This window comes from Streptomyces sp. NPDC029164 (assembly GCF_055563995.1).
On record NZ_JBVHWW010000001.1, the window covers coordinates 260135 to 276741 of the forward strand.

At 71.5% G+C, this 16607-nt stretch carries 17 protein-coding genes; 12 read left to right on the forward strand and 5 right to left on the reverse strand.

Features of this window, described 5'->3' with window-relative positions:
* Positions 1-87: 87 nt before the first annotated feature.
* Positions 88-1023: a M56 family metallopeptidase gene (locus tag ACZ4VT_RS01105; RefSeq protein WP_362809965.1), complete on the reverse strand. Its 936-nt coding sequence runs from the start codon at positions 1021-1023 to the stop codon at positions 88-90.
* An 81-nt stretch (positions 1024-1104) separates the two neighbouring features.
* On the reverse strand, positions 1105-1635 hold the full coding sequence (locus ACZ4VT_RS01110; protein ID WP_467945904.1) for a DUF5134 domain-containing protein: 531 nt from the start codon (positions 1633-1635) through the stop codon (positions 1105-1107).
* 176 nt (positions 1636-1811) lie between these two features.
* Between ACZ4VT_RS01110 and ACZ4VT_RS01115 the strand changes: the two genes are divergently transcribed.
* Complete coding sequence (locus ACZ4VT_RS01115; RefSeq protein WP_467945456.1) at positions 1812-2351, forward strand: GNAT family N-acetyltransferase; 540 nt, start codon at positions 1812-1814, stop codon at positions 2349-2351.
* A 23-nt stretch (positions 2352-2374) separates the two neighbouring features.
* Here ACZ4VT_RS01115 and ACZ4VT_RS01120 read toward each other — a convergent pair whose 3' ends face one another.
* On the reverse strand, positions 2375-3061 hold the full coding sequence (locus ACZ4VT_RS01120; RefSeq protein WP_467945458.1) for a glycerophosphodiester phosphodiesterase: 687 nt from the start codon (positions 3059-3061) through the stop codon (positions 2375-2377).
* A gap of 190 nt (positions 3062-3251) precedes the next feature.
* The gene (locus ACZ4VT_RS01125; RefSeq protein ID WP_467945460.1) at positions 3252-3947 is read right to left on the reverse strand and encodes a PadR family transcriptional regulator; all 696 of its coding nucleotides are present in this window, start codon (positions 3945-3947) and stop codon (positions 3252-3254) included.
* A gap of 49 nt (positions 3948-3996) precedes the next feature.
* Here ACZ4VT_RS01125 and ACZ4VT_RS01130 point away from each other — a divergent pair, with 49 nt between their 5' ends.
* From ACZ4VT_RS01130 to ACZ4VT_RS01155, 6 genes are all read left to right on the forward strand, one after another.
* Positions 3997-5118 (forward strand): LLM class flavin-dependent oxidoreductase, encoded by a 1122-nt coding sequence (locus ACZ4VT_RS01130; protein WP_467945462.1) that lies wholly within the window; start codon positions 3997-3999, stop codon positions 5116-5118.
* A 235-nt stretch (positions 5119-5353) separates the two neighbouring features.
* Entirely contained in the window at positions 5354-6760 is a 1407-nt protein-coding gene (locus ACZ4VT_RS01135) for a DUF6421 family protein (protein ID WP_467945464.1), read from the forward strand.
* A 26-nt stretch (positions 6761-6786) separates the two neighbouring features.
* Positions 6787-7548, forward strand: coding sequence for an SDR family NAD(P)-dependent oxidoreductase (locus tag ACZ4VT_RS01140; RefSeq protein WP_467945466.1), 762 nt, complete (start codon positions 6787-6789; stop codon positions 7546-7548).
* Positions 7527-8621: a threonine aldolase family protein gene (locus ACZ4VT_RS01145; protein WP_376616905.1), complete on the forward strand. Its 1095-nt coding sequence runs from the start codon at positions 7527-7529 to the stop codon at positions 8619-8621. Before ACZ4VT_RS01140 ends, ACZ4VT_RS01145 begins: the two co-directional genes overlap by 22 nt.
* 98 nt (positions 8622-8719) lie before the next feature.
* The gene (locus tag ACZ4VT_RS01150; protein WP_467945468.1) at positions 8720-9319 is read left to right on the forward strand and encodes a transglutaminase-like domain-containing protein; all 600 of its coding nucleotides are present in this window, start codon (positions 8720-8722) and stop codon (positions 9317-9319) included.
* Between the two features lie 136 nt (positions 9320-9455).
* Positions 9456-10655: an alginate lyase family protein gene (locus ACZ4VT_RS01155; protein WP_467945470.1), complete on the forward strand. Its 1200-nt coding sequence runs from the start codon at positions 9456-9458 to the stop codon at positions 10653-10655.
* Positions 10656-10813: 158 nt separating this feature from the next.
* Here ACZ4VT_RS01155 and ACZ4VT_RS01160 read toward each other — a convergent pair whose 3' ends face one another.
* The gene (locus ACZ4VT_RS01160; RefSeq protein ID WP_467945471.1) at positions 10814-11536 is read right to left on the reverse strand and encodes a lysophospholipid acyltransferase family protein; all 723 of its coding nucleotides are present in this window, start codon (positions 11534-11536) and stop codon (positions 10814-10816) included.
* Positions 11537-11904: 368 nt separating this feature from the next.
* Here ACZ4VT_RS01160 and ACZ4VT_RS01165 point away from each other — a divergent pair, with 368 nt between their 5' ends.
* The 5 genes from ACZ4VT_RS01165 (at position 11905) to ACZ4VT_RS01185 (ending at position 16593) form a co-directional block, all read left to right on the forward strand.
* Entirely contained in the window at positions 11905-12204 is a 300-nt protein-coding gene (locus ACZ4VT_RS01165) for a TlpA family protein disulfide reductase (protein ID WP_467945906.1), read from the forward strand.
* 289 nt (positions 12205-12493) lie between these two features.
* Positions 12494-13105, forward strand: coding sequence for a flavin reductase family protein (locus ACZ4VT_RS01170; RefSeq protein ID WP_467945473.1), 612 nt, complete (start codon positions 12494-12496; stop codon positions 13103-13105).
* 200 nt (positions 13106-13305) lie between these two features.
* Entirely contained in the window at positions 13306-14091 is a 786-nt protein-coding gene (locus tag ACZ4VT_RS01175) for an electron transfer flavoprotein subunit beta/FixA family protein (protein WP_257557862.1), read from the forward strand.
* 58 nt (positions 14092-14149) lie between these two features.
* On the forward strand, positions 14150-15112 hold the full coding sequence (locus ACZ4VT_RS01180; protein ID WP_467945474.1) for an electron transfer flavoprotein subunit alpha/FixB family protein: 963 nt from the start codon (positions 14150-14152) through the stop codon (positions 15110-15112).
* A gap of 182 nt (positions 15113-15294) precedes the next feature.
* Entirely contained in the window at positions 15295-16593 is a 1299-nt protein-coding gene (locus tag ACZ4VT_RS01185) for a DUF6986 family protein (protein WP_467945475.1), read from the forward strand.
* Positions 16594-16607 lie beyond the last annotated feature (14 nt).

Below are 16607 nucleotides of genomic sequence, written 5' to 3' on the forward strand. Positions count from 1 at the left end.
CGCCGGGCCGCGGCACGGGCGCACCGCGGAGGCCCACTACGGGGCCGCACTCCGAGGGCGCCTACGCGGCCCCAGCGCACGGGCGCGCTACGCCAGTGCGCTCAGCCCGGGCACGAAGGCCACCAGCAGCGGGATCGCCGGGACCAGCGTGGCCAGCGCCGTCAGGCGCAGCCGGCGGCCCGTCGACAGCCGGGGCGCGGCCGCGAGCAGTCGCCGCACCCGCTGCGGGACGTGCGCCTGCTGGGTGGAGGCCGCGAACACCCCCCGGTCCTCGTTGAGTCCGACCAGCGCCAGCGCGATCGTCAGCCGGCCGAACCGCCGCGAGGCCACGTCGTCGGCGGCCATCTCCACCAGCCGGTGCATCTCCGCCTCGAAGGCCGCGAAGACCGGCACCTGCGGGAAGCCCCGGGCCAGCGCCCGCGAACAGTGCAGCAGCCAGTCGTGCCGGGCCGCCGCGTGCCCCTGTTCGTGCGCCATGACGGCGTCCAGCTGGCTGCCCTTCAGGCGGCCCAGCGCGGCCGTGGTGACCACCAGCTGCGGGGCGGCTCCCGGCAGCCACCAGGCGTCCGGCCGCCGGCCCTCCAGGACGACGAGCCGCGCACCCGAGGGGTCCTCCCCGGGCAGCAGTGGAGCCCGCACCAGCAGTTCGCTGCCCTGCGCGCGCCGCCGGGCCCGCGCCCGCAGCACCTCACCGGTCAGCATCGCCCCGGTCCACAGCGCACCGGCCGCCAGCCCGAGCGCGGTCACCGCGGCCCAGGCCCCGCCCGACGCACCCAGGGCGTACGCGTCGACCACCCCGTGCGGGGCGGCGGCGAACAGCCGGCCCCGGACCGCCTGCCAGGCGGCCGCCGCGCTCAGCAGCATCGACAGCCCGAAGCACAGGAGCACCGCGCCGACCACGCACTGCCACGCCCACAACGCCACGACGGGTTCTCGCTCGGGCCATCGGGCCCGGGCCAGCAGACGGGGGGCGAGCACCGCGGTCAGGGCGCCGAGCATCAGGAGAGCGGCGGGGACCATCATGTCCGCCAGCCTATGAGCGCGGGACTACCTGCGGGTACGGCCTCGGGACATTGGTGACGCAGGACACGTCCGCGAGCCCCGTCACATCGTCAGCAGCATGGCCAACATGCCGATGCCCATGGCCAGTCGGCAGGCGCGGATCAGCTCGGCCGGTCCGCCCCCGCCCACGGCGACCTGCTGCCCGGCCGGTCCGCCCGCGGTGACCAGCCGGGTGCCGCCGAGCACCACGTACCCGGAGTAGTAGAGGAGGAGCGCCCCGGTCAGCAGCGGCAGCCCGGCGCCCTGCCCGTGCGCGTGGCCGCCTCCGGAGCCGGCCGTCAGGGTCATGTAGACCATCGTCAGGGAGCCCACCAGGTGGTGCGTGTGGTGCGCGCCGCCCCGCAGCAGCCACAGGGCGTGCAGGGCCGCGCCGCAGAAGACCACCGCCAGGACGGGCGCCCGCCACGCGTCGCCCCGCGCGAGGGGCACCGCCATCAGCGCCATGCCGAACCCCATCACCGCCTCCGCGGCGGCCGCGCCGCCCGACGTGCGCACCCGCCGGAGGCAGTACGCACCGCTCACCGCGCACAACAGGACGAGCAGCCAGGCGGACACGGACACGGACACGGACACGGACACGGAAACGGAGTCGGAAACGGAGGTGGCGGAACCGTGCACGGCGGAACCTCCCGGTTCGTCGGCGTCACGGGGAGAGATGCCCCTCTCACACGGCGCTCACGCGGACCCGGGTTACGCTCTCCCTGCCGCACCAGGCATGTCATATGCCACCGCATCGAACGGAGCGCCCGATGTCGACCGCCCAGTCCGCCGCCCTCAGTTTCCGCAGCGCCGTGGAGGCGGACGTACCGGAACTGGTGGTGCTCGTCGAGTCCGCGTACCGCGGGGACGCCAGCCGGGCCGGCTGGACCACCGAGGCCGACTACCTGGACGGCCAGCGCACGGACCCGGCCGGAGTGCGCGCCGTCATCGAAAGCCCCGACAGCGTCCTGCTCGTCGTCGAGCGCGCGGGCGAGCTCGTCGCCTGCTGCCAGCTCGAACACCGCGGGGACCACGCCTACTTCGGCATGTTCGCCGTCCGCCCCGGACTCCAGGGCGCCGGTCTCGGCAAGGAGATCCTGGCCGAGGCCGAGCGCCGCGCCCGCGAGACGTGGGGTGCGAAGGAGATGCGGATGACGGTGGTGAACGTACGGGAGGAGCTCATCGCCTACTACGTGCGCCGCGGCTACCTGCGCACCGGCGAGCTGAGCCCCTTCCCCTACGGTGACGAGCGCTTCGGCGTCCCGCTCCGCGACGACCTCGCCTTCGAGCTGCTCGTCAAGCCGCTCTGACGCCTCCTCAGGGCGGCTGACCGTCAGGCGGTGAACCGGCCCGTGCTGCGGATCTCCGGGAGGTCCGTGGCCGCGCCGTCCAGCCCGAGCGCCCGCGCCAGCCGCAGCTGATCCAGGGTGTTGACCGCCCGGGCGGTCACCCGCAACCCGGCCGCGTGGGCCGACTCCACCGTCTCCAGGGAGAGCAGGTGGATGTCCGCGGCGACGGTCGTGGCACCCGCGGCCAGCGCCCGTTCCACGATGCCCCCGGCGCCGCCGGGGGTCGCGTACAGGGTGGTCCGTACGCCGGGCACCAGCCGGGCCACCTCGGCGAGCACCGCCTCTTCGGCCGAGGCCACCTCCACCCGGCCGGTCAGGTCGCGCCGCAGGATCAGCTCCGCCAGCACACCGGCCGTGGCCCGGTCCCGTACGGAGACCTGGAGCGGCACCCGGACCGCGTCCAGGACCTCCCCGAGGACCGGCACGCGCTCGCCCTGACCGGCGTCCAGTTCGCGCAGCTCGGCCAGGGTCAGATCGGCGACGGCCCCCGAGCCGTCGGTGGTCCGGTCCACGTCGGGGTCGTGCACGGCGACGAGGGCGCCGTCCTTGCTCAGCCGGAGATCCAGGGCGATGACGTCCATGCCGGAACGTTCCGCTCGAACGAACGACCGCAAGGTGTTCTCCGGTTCGACACCCATGACCCCGCGGTGACCGATGGTGAGGAAAGTCAAGGTTCTCTCGCTTCCGTCGACGGCGGCTCCCCGCGCGGTCGCGGTGTCCCTACCGGCCGCGCGCGATGAGGTCGCATGCTAGTGCGCCGAGGGTGCGAAGGGACCGTGCGTGCACTGCCCCGAAAGGGCGTTCAGGCCGCTTCCCGCCAGGGTTGTGGGCCTCCCGGCGGCCGTCGCCGGGCCCACCGCGTCACCCGGGCGTGGGCGCGTCCCCGTCACCTTGACGACCCGCGGCGCCGGCCTCCGGACCAGGCTCGGAACCGGTTTCGGAACCGGTTTCGGAGCCGGTCCGCGGGCTGCCGGCCGCCCCGGCCTCCGCGAGCCCCGCCAGGTCGTCGAGCAGGGCCTCGGCCAGCTCCAGTTCGGCCAGGTGCTGCCGTTCGCTCCAGCGCAGCGCGAGGGCGGGGAAGGCCCATTCCGGTACGCCGCTCGCCTGCTCCACGGCCTCCCGTACGGCGGCCAGCTCGTCCCGGGTGCGCTCCACGTGCTCGCCGACCATCGCGCGCAGCCGCTCCGGCTCGGCCAGATGGCCGAGCCAGATCCGCAGCAGCAGCCCGTGCTTCAGCACCGGCGGCCCCGCCTCGGCGGTGTCGGCGGCCCAGCCCGCCAGGGCCTCGCGGCCCGCGGCCGTGATGGCGTACCGCCGCTTGGCGCGCGCCTCCTCGGGTCCCGAGCGCGCGGAGGCCGCGTAGCCCAGTTCCTCCAGACGGCGCAGCTCCGCGTAGATCTGGCTGATGGCCGGCGACCAGTAGAAGAAGCGCAGGGAGGAGTCCGCCCACTTCTTCAGCTCGTAGCCGGTCCGCTCCCCGGGGAAGGAGAGCAGGCCGAGCACGGCCCACGCGGTCGGTGGAAGCTCTTGCTTCTTCGCTTCCTGACTACTAGTCATATTACTAATTGAAGTGAGACCGGGCACGCGACGCAACCCTGGGGGCACAGTGAAATTCTCCGTGATCTTCGAAGCACAGCTTGCCGACCCGACGGTGGAACGGGAGCACCAGGTCATCCGCGACTGCGTCGAGCAGGCGGTGCTCGCCGAACGCGTGGGCTTCGACCGGATCTGGGCCGTGGAGCACCACTCCTTGAAGTGGTACGCCCATATGAGTGCTCCCGAGATCTTCCTGACCTGGGTCGCGGCCAGGACGAACACCATACGCATCGGGCACGGCGTCGTGTGCATGCCCTTCAACTTCAACCACCCGGTGCGGGTCGCCGAGCGGGCCGCCATGCTCGACCTGCTCTCGGGCGGGCGGCTCGACCTGGGAGCCGGGCGCGGCGGCACCGAGCAGGAGACCTCGCTGTGCGGGGTGGACCGGGACCGCACCACGGCGGAGGTGGAGGAGGCCCTGCGGATCATCGGCAGGGCCTGGCAGGAGGAGGAGCTGGAGTATCACGGCGAGCTGATCGACATCGACCCGCACCCGATCCTGCCGCGGCCGGAGCAGACCCCGCATCCGCCGCTGTTCCTGGCGTGCAGCCGCGGCGAGACGCTGGTCCAGGCCGCCGAGCTGGGGATCGGGGCACTGGTGATGGGCTTCGCCGGACCGGAGTCCATCGCGGGGATGCGCTCCGTCTACGATGCCGCGATCGCCGGCCGGGACGGCAGCCGGTTCGTGTCCACCGTGGTCAACGACCACTTCTCCGTGCTCTGCCCGACCATCGTGCTCGACGACCGGGAGGAGGCGCGCCGGATCGGCGTCCGCGGCCAGCGCTTCTTCGCCCAGTCCATCGGCCACTGGTACGGCGGGGCGGGCGTCCCGGACGAGGCCGTGGTCGCGGGCGCCGACGAGGCCGAGGAGATGCGCAGGGCCGCCGAGCAGGTGGTGGCCCGGCTGCACGAGCTGGAGATCCCGGTCCGGCCGGCCTCGACGGCCACCTTCAACGCCGACCACGCCTACGGGAGCGCCGACGACGCCATCGCGTACGTGGAACGGCTCAGGGAGGCCGGCGCCGACGAGATCATGTGCCTGATCCAGATGGGCACGGTGGGGCAGGAGGCCTGCCTGGAGACCCTGAGGCAGTGGGGGGAGAAGGTCATTCCGCACTTCCGGGGCGTGTGACGTGGCCCTCCACCGTGCGCCCCGGCCCGTCGGCCGCTGCCCCGCCGGAGAGCGGCCGACCGGCCGGAAACCCTTGGCGCGACTGGGCGGAGTGGTCAATTCCAGGCTGACGAACGGGAAGACTTCCGGTGAAGCAGGGGGTAGCGCAGGATAATTTCCCGAACTCCCTCTTGAACGGAAGAGCCTCACGCGCATACGCTGCCTTGACGTGAGGTTCTCCTGTGGAGGAAGTGACATGACGGAAACTCTTGTGCCGGGTACCGGCGGGGCCGTGATAACCGCCGAGGCGCGGGTGGTCGACCACCCGGCGTGGCCCGAGCTCAAGGCCGCCGTGGAGGAGATCCGCCCGTGGCAGTCCAAGGACGGGTCCATCGATTTCGAGGCCGAGGGCGCCCCCACCCGGCACACCGCCGAGGCCGCGGTCGGTCGCGTGATCCGCGCCGTCGAGACGCTCTCCCCGCTCCTGCCGCACGCCACCGCGTACCACGAGGCGCTCGTCGCCGACCTGCGCAAGTGGGCCGCCGACGACTTCCGGGTGCCGGACTTCCTCGACTCGCTGCTGGCCTTCCACCCGGCCGCCGAGCGTGCCGACGGGCTCCAGCACCTCGTCGTCTTCCCGATGTACACGCAGAACGGCAACCCGGACCGCAATCTGGAGGCCGTCGCGCTGAAGATGGTGTGGCCCGAGTGGCTCGCCGAGCTGGAGCGCACCCGGTACGACAACCCGCTCTTCCTCGGCATCACCTTCGAGGACTTCACCGCGGGCTACGACACCCACTCCGCCGTGCTCTTCCCGGAGACCATCGCCGTGCGCGAGGCCCCCGAGCGCTTCACCTGGGGCGGCATCTTCTGTGACCGCGAGGCCGCGCGCTTCCGCAAGGTCACCTCGGCCGCCGTCGACATCCTCGGCGTCGAGCTGCCCGCCGACATCGCCGCCATGGTCACCGATCAGGAGCGCTGCGAGAAGGCCTTCGTCCTGTGGGACATGGTCCACGACCGCACCCACAGCCACGGCGACCTGCCGTTCGACCCCTTCATGATCAAGCAGCGCCAGCCGTTCTGGATGTACGGCCTGGAGGAGCTGCGCTGCGACCTCACCGCCTTCAAGGAGGCCGTGAAGCTGGAGTCCGAGGGCAACGAGCACGGCCGTGACGTGCAGTACGCCGTCCTCTTCGACCGGATGTTCCGCTTCCCGGTCTCCGGCGACCGCACCCGCAACTACGACGGCCTCGGCGGCCAGCTGCTCTTCGCGTACCTCCACAAGCACGACGTCGTGCGCTGGACGGACAACAAGCTGAAGATCGACTGGATGCGTGCCCCGCAGGTCACCAACCAGCTGTGCGCCGAGATCGAGGACCTCTACCGGGCCGGCATCGACCGCCCGAAGCTGGTGCACTGGTTCAAGGCCTACGAGCTGGTCTCGACGTACCTCGCCCCGCACCCGGGCTCCAAGTGGGCCAAGGGTCCCGACGCCCTCGACATGACGCAGCCGCCGCGCAAGCTCGTGGACGACGTGCTTCCGGACGAGTTTCCGCTGAGCATGTTCTTTGAGGCGCTCGCCAAGAAGCTCAAGGGAGTGATCGCCTCAACCAAGGGCATCACCGCCCTGAACGCGGATCAGGCCGAGCGAGTCGCCGCGTGAGCGCTCGCCCACAGGAGGCTGCACAGATGAACGGCTCCGGGAACGGCAACGGAAAGCTGCACGGAGCGGTGGTGGCGGTGGCCGGGGCCGGCGGGCCCGCCGGCCGCGCCACCCTGCTCCGCCTCGCCGAGGCGGGTGCCGTGGTCGTCGCGTCCGACGCCAATCCGGCGCGGCTCGCGGAGGCCGTGGACGCGGCACGCTACGCCCACGGCGGCGCCACCATCACCGGTGACACCGTGGACCTGCTCGACCTGGCCGCCACCAAGGCCTGGGCCGAGCAGACCGAGAAGGAGTTCGGCCGGATCGACGGGCTGGTCCACCTCGTCGGCGGCTGGCGAGGCAGCAAGACCTTCACCGACGTGGACCTCGCGGACTGGGACTTCCTGGAGAAGCTCCTCATCCGCACCGTCCAGCACACCTCGCTGGCCTTCCACGACGGACTGCTGCGCAGCGACCGCGGTCGCTACGTCCTGGTCAGCCAGTCCGGCGCGCACAAGCCTGTCGCCAACAACGCCGCGTACAACGCGGGCAAGGCGGCGGCCGAGGCCTGGACCCTGGCCATGGCGGACTCCTTCCGCAAGGTGGGGGGCGACGAGGGCCCGGGTGCGGCAGCTGCGATCCTGGTCATCAAGGCACTGGTGCACGACGCGATGCGCGCCGAGCGTCCCAATGCGAAGTTCGCGGGTTTCACCGACGTGACGGAGCTGGCCGAGGCCATCGCCGGCGTCTGGGAGCGGCCCGCCACCGATGTGAACGGACAGCGTCTGTGGCTCACTCCGCAACCGTGAGAACCGATGCCGGCAAGACCGACGCCCGGCGCCACCACGATCCGGCGGTGCGCGGTTTCGCGAGCGACAACTACGCGGGCGTGCACCCCGAGGTGCTCGCCGCCGTCGCCCTGGCGAACGGCGGCCACCAGGTCTCGTACGGCGAGGACGAGTACACCGAACACCTGCAGAAGATCTTCCGCAGCCACTTCGGTCCGTACGCGGAGGCCTTCCCGGTCTTCAACGGCACGGGTGCCAACGTCGTCGCCCTGCAGGCGATGACGGACCGGTGGGGCGCCGTGATCTGCGCCAAGACCGCCCACATCAACGTGGACGAGGGCGGCGCGCCGGAGCGCATGGCGGGCATCAAGCTGCTCGCCGTCCCCACTCCGGACGGCAAGCTCACCCCCGAGCTGATCGACCAGGAGGCCTGGGGCTTCGAGGACGAGCACCGGGCGATGCCGCAGGTCGTCTCCATCACGCAGAACACCGAGCTCGGCACGGTCTACACGCCGGACGAGATCCGTGCCATCTGTGAGCACGCGCACGGCCTGGGCATGAAGGTGCACCTCGACGGTGCCCGGATAGCCAACGCCGCGGCCTCGCTGGACGTGCCGATGCGCACCTTCACGAACACCGTCGGCGTCGACGTGCTGTCGTACGGCGGCACCAAGAACGGCATGATGTTCGGCGAGGCCGTGGTCGTGCTCAACCCGGACGCGGTCCGGCAGATGAAGCACATCCGCAAGATGTCGATGCAGCTCGCGTCCAAGATGCGGTTCGTGTCGGTGCAGCTGGAGGCGTTGCTCGCCAAGGACCTGTGGCTGCGCAACGCCCGGCACGCCAACGCGATGGCGCAGCGGCTGGCCGCCGGCGTGCGCGAGACGGACGGGGTGGAGATCCTCTACCCGGTGCAGGCGAACGCGGTGTTCGCGCGGCTGCCGCACGAGGTGTCGCGGCGACTGCAGAAGCGCTACCGCTTCTACTTCTGGGACGAGGCCGCGGGCGACGTCCGCTGGATGTGCGGTTTCGACACCCAGGAAGAGGACGTGGACGGCTTCCTGCAGGCCCTGAAGGAAGAGATGGCCCGCTAGCGTCGAGCCCGCGCGCTGACATCAAAAGAAACGCATAGATATACTCTCGACTGTAAATCTATTGATTCACGGTCGGGGGTCTGTCTATGCTCCGGGGCATGCAGCTGATCCAGCAGAACCCTGACATTCACGCTTATCTGGCGTCCGATGAGGCGGTCGATCACTGGGATCCCCTCGTGCAGGAAACCGCCGAGGCCCTCTGGTCCATCACAGGCGACGCATACTCATACGCCAAAGCGGCCTTCGAGTTCGTCCGCGACGAGATCCCCCACTCGGCCGATTCCGGGGACGTGCGGGTCTCCTGGCGCGCCTCCGACGTCCTCGCCACGCGCAACGGCATCTGCTTCGCGAAGTCCCATGCCCTCGCCGCCCTGCTGCGCGCGCAGGGCATCCCGGCGGCCCTCTGCTACCAGCGGCTGACCGACGACGACGGATCGCACCCGGTCGTCCACGGCCTGGTGGCCGTCCGCCTGCCCGGCGGTGCCCGGTGGTCCCGGCTGGACCCGCGCGGCAACAAGCCCGGCGTGGACGCGCAGTTCAGCCTGGAGGGTGAGCGGCTGGCCTTCCCTGTGCGGCCGGAGCTGGGCGAGATCGACTACCCCGAGCTGTATGCCGCCCCGCACCCGGCCGCGCTGGGTGCCCTTCAGGGGTCCTCCGACCGGCCGGAGTTGTGGACGAAGCTGCCGACGGCTCTCTGATGTGTGGCTGATAGGAAGGTTTCCTGTCTGACACCGTTGTCAGATTGGCATGGGCATGAGAGGTTCGGTTGCGGAATCCCCCCACGGAGACCCCCGGAATCCCGGAATCCGCCATCCTCCGAACGGAAGGCGCTTCATGCGTTACGGAGTTCCCGCCGGGCTGGCCGCCCTTGCCCTCGGCCTGGCCGCAACCCTCGCTCCCGCCCCCGCCGCAGTCGCCGGAACACCCCGAACCGCGGCCGCACCCGGGCAGTTCGCCCACCCCGGAGTCCTCAACAGCCGTGCCCAGCTGGACTTCGTACGCACGCAGGTGCAGGCCGGCCGGCAGCCGTGGAAGGCCGCCTACGGCCAGATGCTGGCGAGCAAGTACGGCTCGCTGTCACGCACCCCCAAGCCGCGCGAGGTCGTCGAGTGCGGCTCGTACTCGAACCCGGACATCGGCTGCTCCGACGAGCGCGAGGACGCCATCGCCGCGTACAGCCACGCCCTCGCCTGGTACGTGACCCGGGACGCCAAGTACGCCCGCAAGTCCATCGAGTTGATGGACGCCTGGTCCGCGAAGATCAAGGACCACACCAACAGCAACGCACCGCTGCAGAGCGGCTGGGCGGGCTCGACCTGGCCGCGCGCCGCCGAGATCGTCAAGCACACGTACACGGGCGGCTGGCCGAACCAGGGGCGCTTCGCGACCATGCTGCGGGACGTCTACCTGCCCGAGGTGATCAACGGGCGGCCGAACAGCAACGGCAACTGGGAACTGATCATGATGGACGCGGCCGTCGGGATCGCCGTCCACCTCGACGACCGCGCGAGCTACGACAAGGCGATGAGCATCTACCTCGGCCGCGTCCCCGCCTACTTCTACCTGGCCTCCGACGGCGCGCAGCCCGCGTACCCGCCGCGCTCGTCCGTCGACACCCGCGCCGAGCTGATCGACTACTGGCACGGCCAGAGCACCTTCGTGGACGGCCTCGCGCAGGAGACCTGCCGGGACTTCGGCCACACCGGCATGGGGATCGCCGCGGCGATGCACGTCGCCGAGACCTCACGGATCCAGGGCCGCGACCTCTACCCGCAGTTCAAGGACCGGTTCCGGCACGCGCTGGGCTTCCACGCCACGTACGAACTCGGCGCGGCGGTGCCCTCCTGGCTCTGCGGCGGCAGCCTGACCAAGGGCCTCGGCCCGGCCACCGAGGTCGGCTACAACGCCCTGCACACCCGGCTCGGCGTCACCATGGAGAACACCCGCAGGCTCACCGAGGGACGGCGCCCCGCGGGCACCGAGAACCACTTCGAGGCCTGGGAGACCCTGACCCACGCCGACAACCCCAACTGACCGGGTTTCGCCACCGGGCGGTGAGCCATGCCGACCGTATGACGTGGCGGAGACCGGCCTGGGAGGAGCTGCGCTGACCGGACGCGGCAACGGCGACGGCCGCCGGGACCCGGCCGGGGTCCCGGCGGCCATCGCCGTACGGGGAGTGCGCCCGCGGGTCAGCCCGCTTCGCGAACCTGGGCCGGGGTCGGGGCGGTGCCGCCCAGGTGGGCCGGCAGCCACCAGGAGTCCTCGGGGCCGCTGGGCTTGGCCGGGTAGGCGCGCTGGGCGGCGTCCAGCAGCTCCTGCACGCGCTCGCGCAGCCGGCGCGTGATGGCGCCGGCGTACTGGTCGGCGGGGGCCTCCATCGGCTCGCCCACGCGCATCGTCACGGGGATGTGGCTGCGCTTGAGGTTCTTCGGGCGGCCCTTGGTCCACAGCCGCTGGGTGCCCCAGAGCGCCACCGGGATCAGCGGGACCCCGGCCTCCTGCGCCATGCGTGCCGCGCCCGACTTGAAGCTCTTGAGCGTGAAGGACTGGGAGATCGTGGCTTCCGGGAAGACCCCGATGATCTCGCCGGACCGCAGCGAGTCCAGGGCGTGCTGGTAGGCGTCCTCACCCTGCTTGCGGTCGACGGGGATGTGCTTCATCGCGCGCATCAGAGGGCCGGACACCCTGTGCCGGAACACCGACTCCTTGGCCATGAAGCGGACCAGGCGCTTCTGCGGCCGCGCCGTCAGGCCGGCGAAGATGAAGTCGAGGTATCCGATGTGGTTGGACACGAGGACCGCACCGCCCTTGCGGGGGATGTTCTCGGTGCCCTTCATGTCGATCCGGATGTCAAGGGCACGGAAGAGTCCGTGCGCGGCGCCGATCACGGGAGGGTAGACGAGCTCAGCCATGGTGGGGAGACCCCGCTTTCTGCCTGGGGAGGTGCTCCCGGCCGGAAGTTACGGAAGCGTAGGTACGCGACCATGGGGATCGTGCCCCATACGAGGGCTGCTGGCCAGCCCAGAGGCCCGTGCCCGGGGAGATTCTCATCACGCCGGGAATGTCGCAGGTCTCCGGGGTGCTCCGATCCACGTACGCGCGTACGAGCATGACGTACGCGGACGAGACGGCGACGGGAGCGCGGGTGTTCGGGCAGGAAGACGGCCGGGACGGTCGGGACGGCCGGCCGGGCGGCGTACCGGACCCCGGACCCGGCGGCGTACCCGCGGGCGTACCGGACCTCGGGCCGGGCGGTGCGGGGGACCGGCCGGGGGACCGGCTGGGGGCCGCGGAGCTGGGGGCGGAGCCGGGGGAGCGGGCCACGCTGGTGCAGTTCTCCAGCGCCTTCTGCCAGCCCTGCCGGGCCACGCGGCGGATCCTCACCGAGGTCGCGGCGATGGTCGAGGGGGTCGCGCACGTCGAGATCGACGCCGAGGAACGGCTGGACCTGGTCCGGGCCCTCGGGATCGAGAAGACCCCGACCGTGCTCGTCCTCGACGCGGCGGGCCGGATCGTCCGGCGGGCGGCCGGGATGCCGCGCAAGGTGGACGTGATCGCCGCGCTGGGGGCCGCGGTATGACGGGTGGCGCGCGGTCCGGCCCGGTGGCCGGATCCGGTGCGGCGGCACCGGGCGCGCCGGTGCGCGCGCCCGCACGCAGCGTGACGCGCCTGACATCTGCCCGATCCCGCTTGACTGTGTCCACGGGAGATCGCCAGGCTGGCGGCATGCGGTATGAACTCCTGCTCTACGGACGGGTCCATGTGGACCTCGTCCGCCACGCGAGCGCGCGCTGTCGGAATGGCTGAACGCCCCAGGCCCCCGATCTCCGACAGCGCCCGCGTGTCCCGCGGCAGAAGGCAGAACCCTGATGACTGCTCCGACGGCCCCGACGGTCCAGACCGCTCCGTCCCCCCGCTCTCCCCGTTCCGCCGGTTCCCCGGCCTCCTTCGGCTCCCCGGCCTCCTCCGGCTCCCCGGGTTCCCCGCGTTCCGGTGACGGCCGTCCCGGCTCGCCCGACCTCCTGCGCTCGGTCTTCCGGCAGCACGCCGCCGGAGTCGCCGTGATCACCGCCCAGGACGGCCCGCGGCCGGTGGGCTTCACCGCGACCTCGCTCAACTCGGTCTCCGCCGACCCGCCGCTGCTGTCCTTCACGATCGGCACGGGGGCCTCCAGTTGGCCCGGGGTGCGCGACAGCGAGTACCTCGGCGTCCACATACTCGGCGAGCACCAACGGGAGCTGGCCGGGCTGTTCGCCCGGAGCGGAGCCGACCGTTTCGGCGGCGCCACCGGCTGGAACCCGGGGCCGCACGGGGTCCCGGTGCTCGACGGCGTACTGGCCTGGCTGGTCTGCCGCGTGGTGGCACGGGTGCCCGCCGGCGAACACCGTGTGATCATCGCTGAGGCGGTCGCGGGGGACCCCGCGGGCGAAGGCCGGCCGTTGCTGTACCACCAGGGGCGCTTCAACGCGTTGCGCGACTGAATCGTCCCTGCTTGGGAGGGTCGGGCGGCGTTGGGCAGATCACAGTTCACCAGCCTTGCGACTTGGCGGCACCCACTGTGTACTGACGAGTAACATTCCCTTCGGAGCGCGGGCCGCCCCGACCGGGATCCGCCCGACAAGGCGCCTATGCTGCCTGCATAAGGCGGTACCAGAAAAGACGATGCGGTAGGAGAGCCGGCGTGAGCCTGAGGATCGTTGTCTGTGTGAAGTACGTGCCCGACGCCACTGGCGACCGGCAGTTCACCGAGGACTTGACCGTCAACCGTGACGACGTCGACGGCCTGCTGTCGGAGCTCGACGAGTACGCCGTCGAGCAGGCGCTGCAGATCGCCGAAGAGGCCGACGACGCCGAGATCACCGTTCTGACGGTGGGCCCCGAGGACGCCAAGGACGCGCTGCGCAAGGCGCTGTCGATGGGCGCCGACAAGGCCATCCACGTCGAGGACGACGACCTGCACGGCTCCGACGTCATGGGCACCTCGCTGGTGCTCGCCAAGGCCATCGAGAAGGCCGGCTACGACCTGGTCATCACGGGCATGGCGTCGACCGACGGCACCATGGGCGTGCTGCCGGCGATCCTGGCCGAGCGCCTGGGCGTCCCGCAGGTCACCCTGCTCTCCGAGGTCAAGGTCGAGGACGGCACCGTGACCGGCCGCCGTGACGGCGACACCGCGAGCGAGCAGCTGGAGGCCTCCCTCCCCGCGCTCGTCTCGGTGACGGACCAGTCGGGCGAGGCCCGCTACCCGTCCTTCAAGGGCATCATGGCCGCCAAGAAGAAGCCGGTGGAGTCCTGGGACCTGTCCGACCTGGACCTGGAGTCCGACGAGGTCGGCCTCGAGGGATCCTGGACCGCGGTCGACTCTGCGGCGCAGCGCCCGGCCCGCACCGCCGGCACGATCGTCAAGGACGAGGGCGAGGGCGGCAAGCAGCTGGCCGAGTTCCTGGCCGGCCAGAAGTTCATCTAAGAACCTCGGCCACCCCTCTTAGCCCCCAGACACTTCGCAATCGCAGGAGAGCAGTCCCATGGCTGAAGTTCTCGTCTACGTCGACCACGTGGACGGCGCCGTCCGCAAGCCCACCCTCGAGCTGCTGACGCTGGCCCGCCGCATCGGCGAGCCCGTCGCCGTCGCCCTGGGCGCCGGTGCCGACGCCACCGCCGCCGTGCTCGCCGAGCACGGCGCGGTCAAGGTCCTCACCGCCGACGCCCCCGAGTTCACCGAGTACCTCGTCGTACCGAAGGTGGACGCGCTCCAGGCCGCGTACGAGGCGGTTTCCCCGGCCGCCGTGCTCGTCCCGTCCTCCGCCGAGGGCAAGGAGATCGCCGCGCGCCTGGCCGTCCGCATCGGTTCGGGCATCATCACCGACGCCATCGACCTGGAGGCGGGTGACGAGGGCCCGGTCGCGACGCAGTCCGCCTTCGCCGCGTCGTTCACCACCAAGTCCCGCGTCTCCAAGGGCACCCCGGTCATCACCGTGAAGCCGAACTCGGCCCCGGTCGAGGCCGCTCCGGCCGCCGGCACCGTCGAGGCGCTCGCCGTCACCTTCGGCGCCCTGGCCACCGGCACCAAGGTCACCGCCCGCACCGCGCGGGAGTCGACCGGCCGCCCCGAGCTGACCGAGGCCGCGATCGTCGTCTCCGGCGGCCGTGGCGTCAACGGCGCCGAGAACTTCTCCATCATCGAGGAGCTCGCGGACTCCCTCGGCGCGGCCGTCGGCGCCTCGCGTGCCGCCGTCGACGCCGGCTGGTACCCGCACACCAACCAGGTCGGCCAGACCGGCAAGTCGGTCTCCCCGCAGCTCTACATCGCCTCCGGCATCTCGGGCGCGATCCAGCACCGGGCCGGCATGCAGACCTCGAAGACCATCGTCGCCATCAACAAGGACGCCGAGGCCCCGATCTTCGACCTCGTCGACTACGGCGTGGTCGGCGACCTCTTCACGGTCGTCCCGCAGCTGACCGGCGAGATCAAGGCGCGCAAGGGCTGACAGCCTGACCTGCGCTTCTCTTCGTAGCATCGCTTCTTCGGGGCCGTGTGGTGATTCTCACCGCGCGGCCCCGAGTCGTTCGTCCCACGCGTCGGAGGGACCATTGACGGAGCGGAACCGCGTGGCTAAATTCTGCTATGCGGATCTAAGCTTCCGTGAAGCGGAAAAGAGGAGAGTGCACGATGGGTCAGCAGGAGAAGGTGGCGACGAGCCTCGCAGGCGCGGTCAGCGAGGGCATCAGCGCCTCCCTCGCGCCGGTGGACGCGGAGCTCGCGCGCCACTACCCGGGCGACCCCGGCACCCGTCAGCCGATCCACACGGTCTACGTCCCCGGTGACGTCTTCGCCGCGGACACCATCCGCTCCTGGGGCGACCAGGCCCTCGCCGCGCTCGACGAGCACGCCCCGGACGCCGCCACCTTCGCCAAGGTACTCGGCATCTCCGACGAGCTGGCCGCACCGGTCTACGACCGCGTCCGCGCCAAGCTGGCCGACGAGCCCATCGAGGACCTCCGAGTCGACTTCGAGGACGGCTTCGGCGTCCGCTCCGACGAGGAGGAGGACCAGGCCGCGGCCCGCGCCGCCCGCCTGATCTCCGAGGCGTACTCCAACGGCACCAACGCCCCGTACATGGGCATCCGCATGAAGTGCATGGAGTCCAACGTCCGCGACCGCGGCATCCGCACCACCGACATCTTCCTGTCCGGCCTGCTCGCCCACGGCGGCCTCCCGGACAACCTGGTCCTGACCCTGCCCAAGGTCACGTACGCCGAGCAGGTCACCGCCTTCGTCAAGCTGCTGGAGGCCTTCGAGACGGCCCGCGGCCTGCGCCCGGGCCGGATCGGCTTCGAGATCCAGATCGAGACCAGCCAGTCCATCCTGGCCTCCGACGGCACCGCCACCGTCGCCCGCATGATCGAGGCCTCCCAGGGCCGTGCCACCGGCCTGCACTACGGCACCTTCGACTACAGCGCCTGCGTCGGCGTCTCCGCCGCGTACCAGTCGAGCGACCACCCCGCCGCCGACCACGCGAAGGCGATCATGCAGGTCGCGGCCGCCGGCACCGGTGTACGCGTCTCCGACGGCTCCACGAACGTGCTGCCCATCGGCACCACCGAGCACGTCCACGAGGCCTGGAAGCTGCACTACGGCCTGACCCGGCGCGCCCTGGCCCGCGCCTACTACCAGGGCTGGGACATGCACCCCGCGCACCTGCCGACCCGGTACGCGGCCGTCTTCACCTTCTACCGCGAGGGGCTGGAGGCCGCCGCCGCACGGCTGAAGGCGTACGTCGCCAAGATCGAGGGCGACGTGATGGACGAGCCCGCCACGGCGAAGGCCCTCGCCGGCTACCTGGTCCGCGGCCTCGACTGCGGCGCGGTCGGCACCGAGGAGGTCACCGCCCTCACCGGCCTGACCCGCGCGGAACTGGACGCCTTCGCCATCCCCCGCCGCTCGGCCACCCTGACGGCCACCGCCTGACCCCACCCACGCGC

Bases quoted from the DNA above. Each gene is read 5' to 3' on its own strand.
- ACZ4VT_RS01105 (WP_362809965.1), bottom strand. From the start codon at position 1,023: ATGATGGTCCCCGCCGCTCTCCTGATGCTCGGCGCCCTGACCGCGGTG.
- ACZ4VT_RS01115 (WP_467945456.1), top strand. From the start codon at position 1,812: ATGTCGACCGCCCAGTCCGCCGCCCTCAGTTTCCGCAGCGCCGTGGAG.
- ACZ4VT_RS01125 (WP_467945460.1), bottom strand. From the start codon at position 3,947: ATGACTAGTAGTCAGGAAGCGAAGAAGCAAGAGCTTCCACCGACCGCG.
- ACZ4VT_RS01135 (WP_467945464.1), top strand. From the start codon at position 5,354: ATGACGGAAACTCTTGTGCCGGGTACCGGCGGGGCCGTGATAACCGCC.
- ACZ4VT_RS01140 (WP_467945466.1), top strand. From the start codon at position 6,787: ATGAACGGCTCCGGGAACGGCAACGGAAAGCTGCACGGAGCGGTGGTG.
- ACZ4VT_RS01150 (WP_467945468.1), top strand. From the start codon at position 8,720: ATGCAGCTGATCCAGCAGAACCCTGACATTCACGCTTATCTGGCGTCC.
- ACZ4VT_RS01155 (WP_467945470.1), top strand. From the start codon at position 9,456: ATGCGTTACGGAGTTCCCGCCGGGCTGGCCGCCCTTGCCCTCGGCCTG.
- ACZ4VT_RS01160 (WP_467945471.1), bottom strand. From the start codon at position 11,536: ATGGCTGAGCTCGTCTACCCTCCCGTGATCGGCGCCGCGCACGGACTC.
- ACZ4VT_RS01170 (WP_467945473.1), top strand. From the start codon at position 12,494: ATGACTGCTCCGACGGCCCCGACGGTCCAGACCGCTCCGTCCCCCCGC.
- ACZ4VT_RS01180 (WP_467945474.1), top strand. From the start codon at position 14,150: ATGGCTGAAGTTCTCGTCTACGTCGACCACGTGGACGGCGCCGTCCGC.
- ACZ4VT_RS01185 (WP_467945475.1), top strand. From the start codon at position 15,295: ATGGGTCAGCAGGAGAAGGTGGCGACGAGCCTCGCAGGCGCGGTCAGC.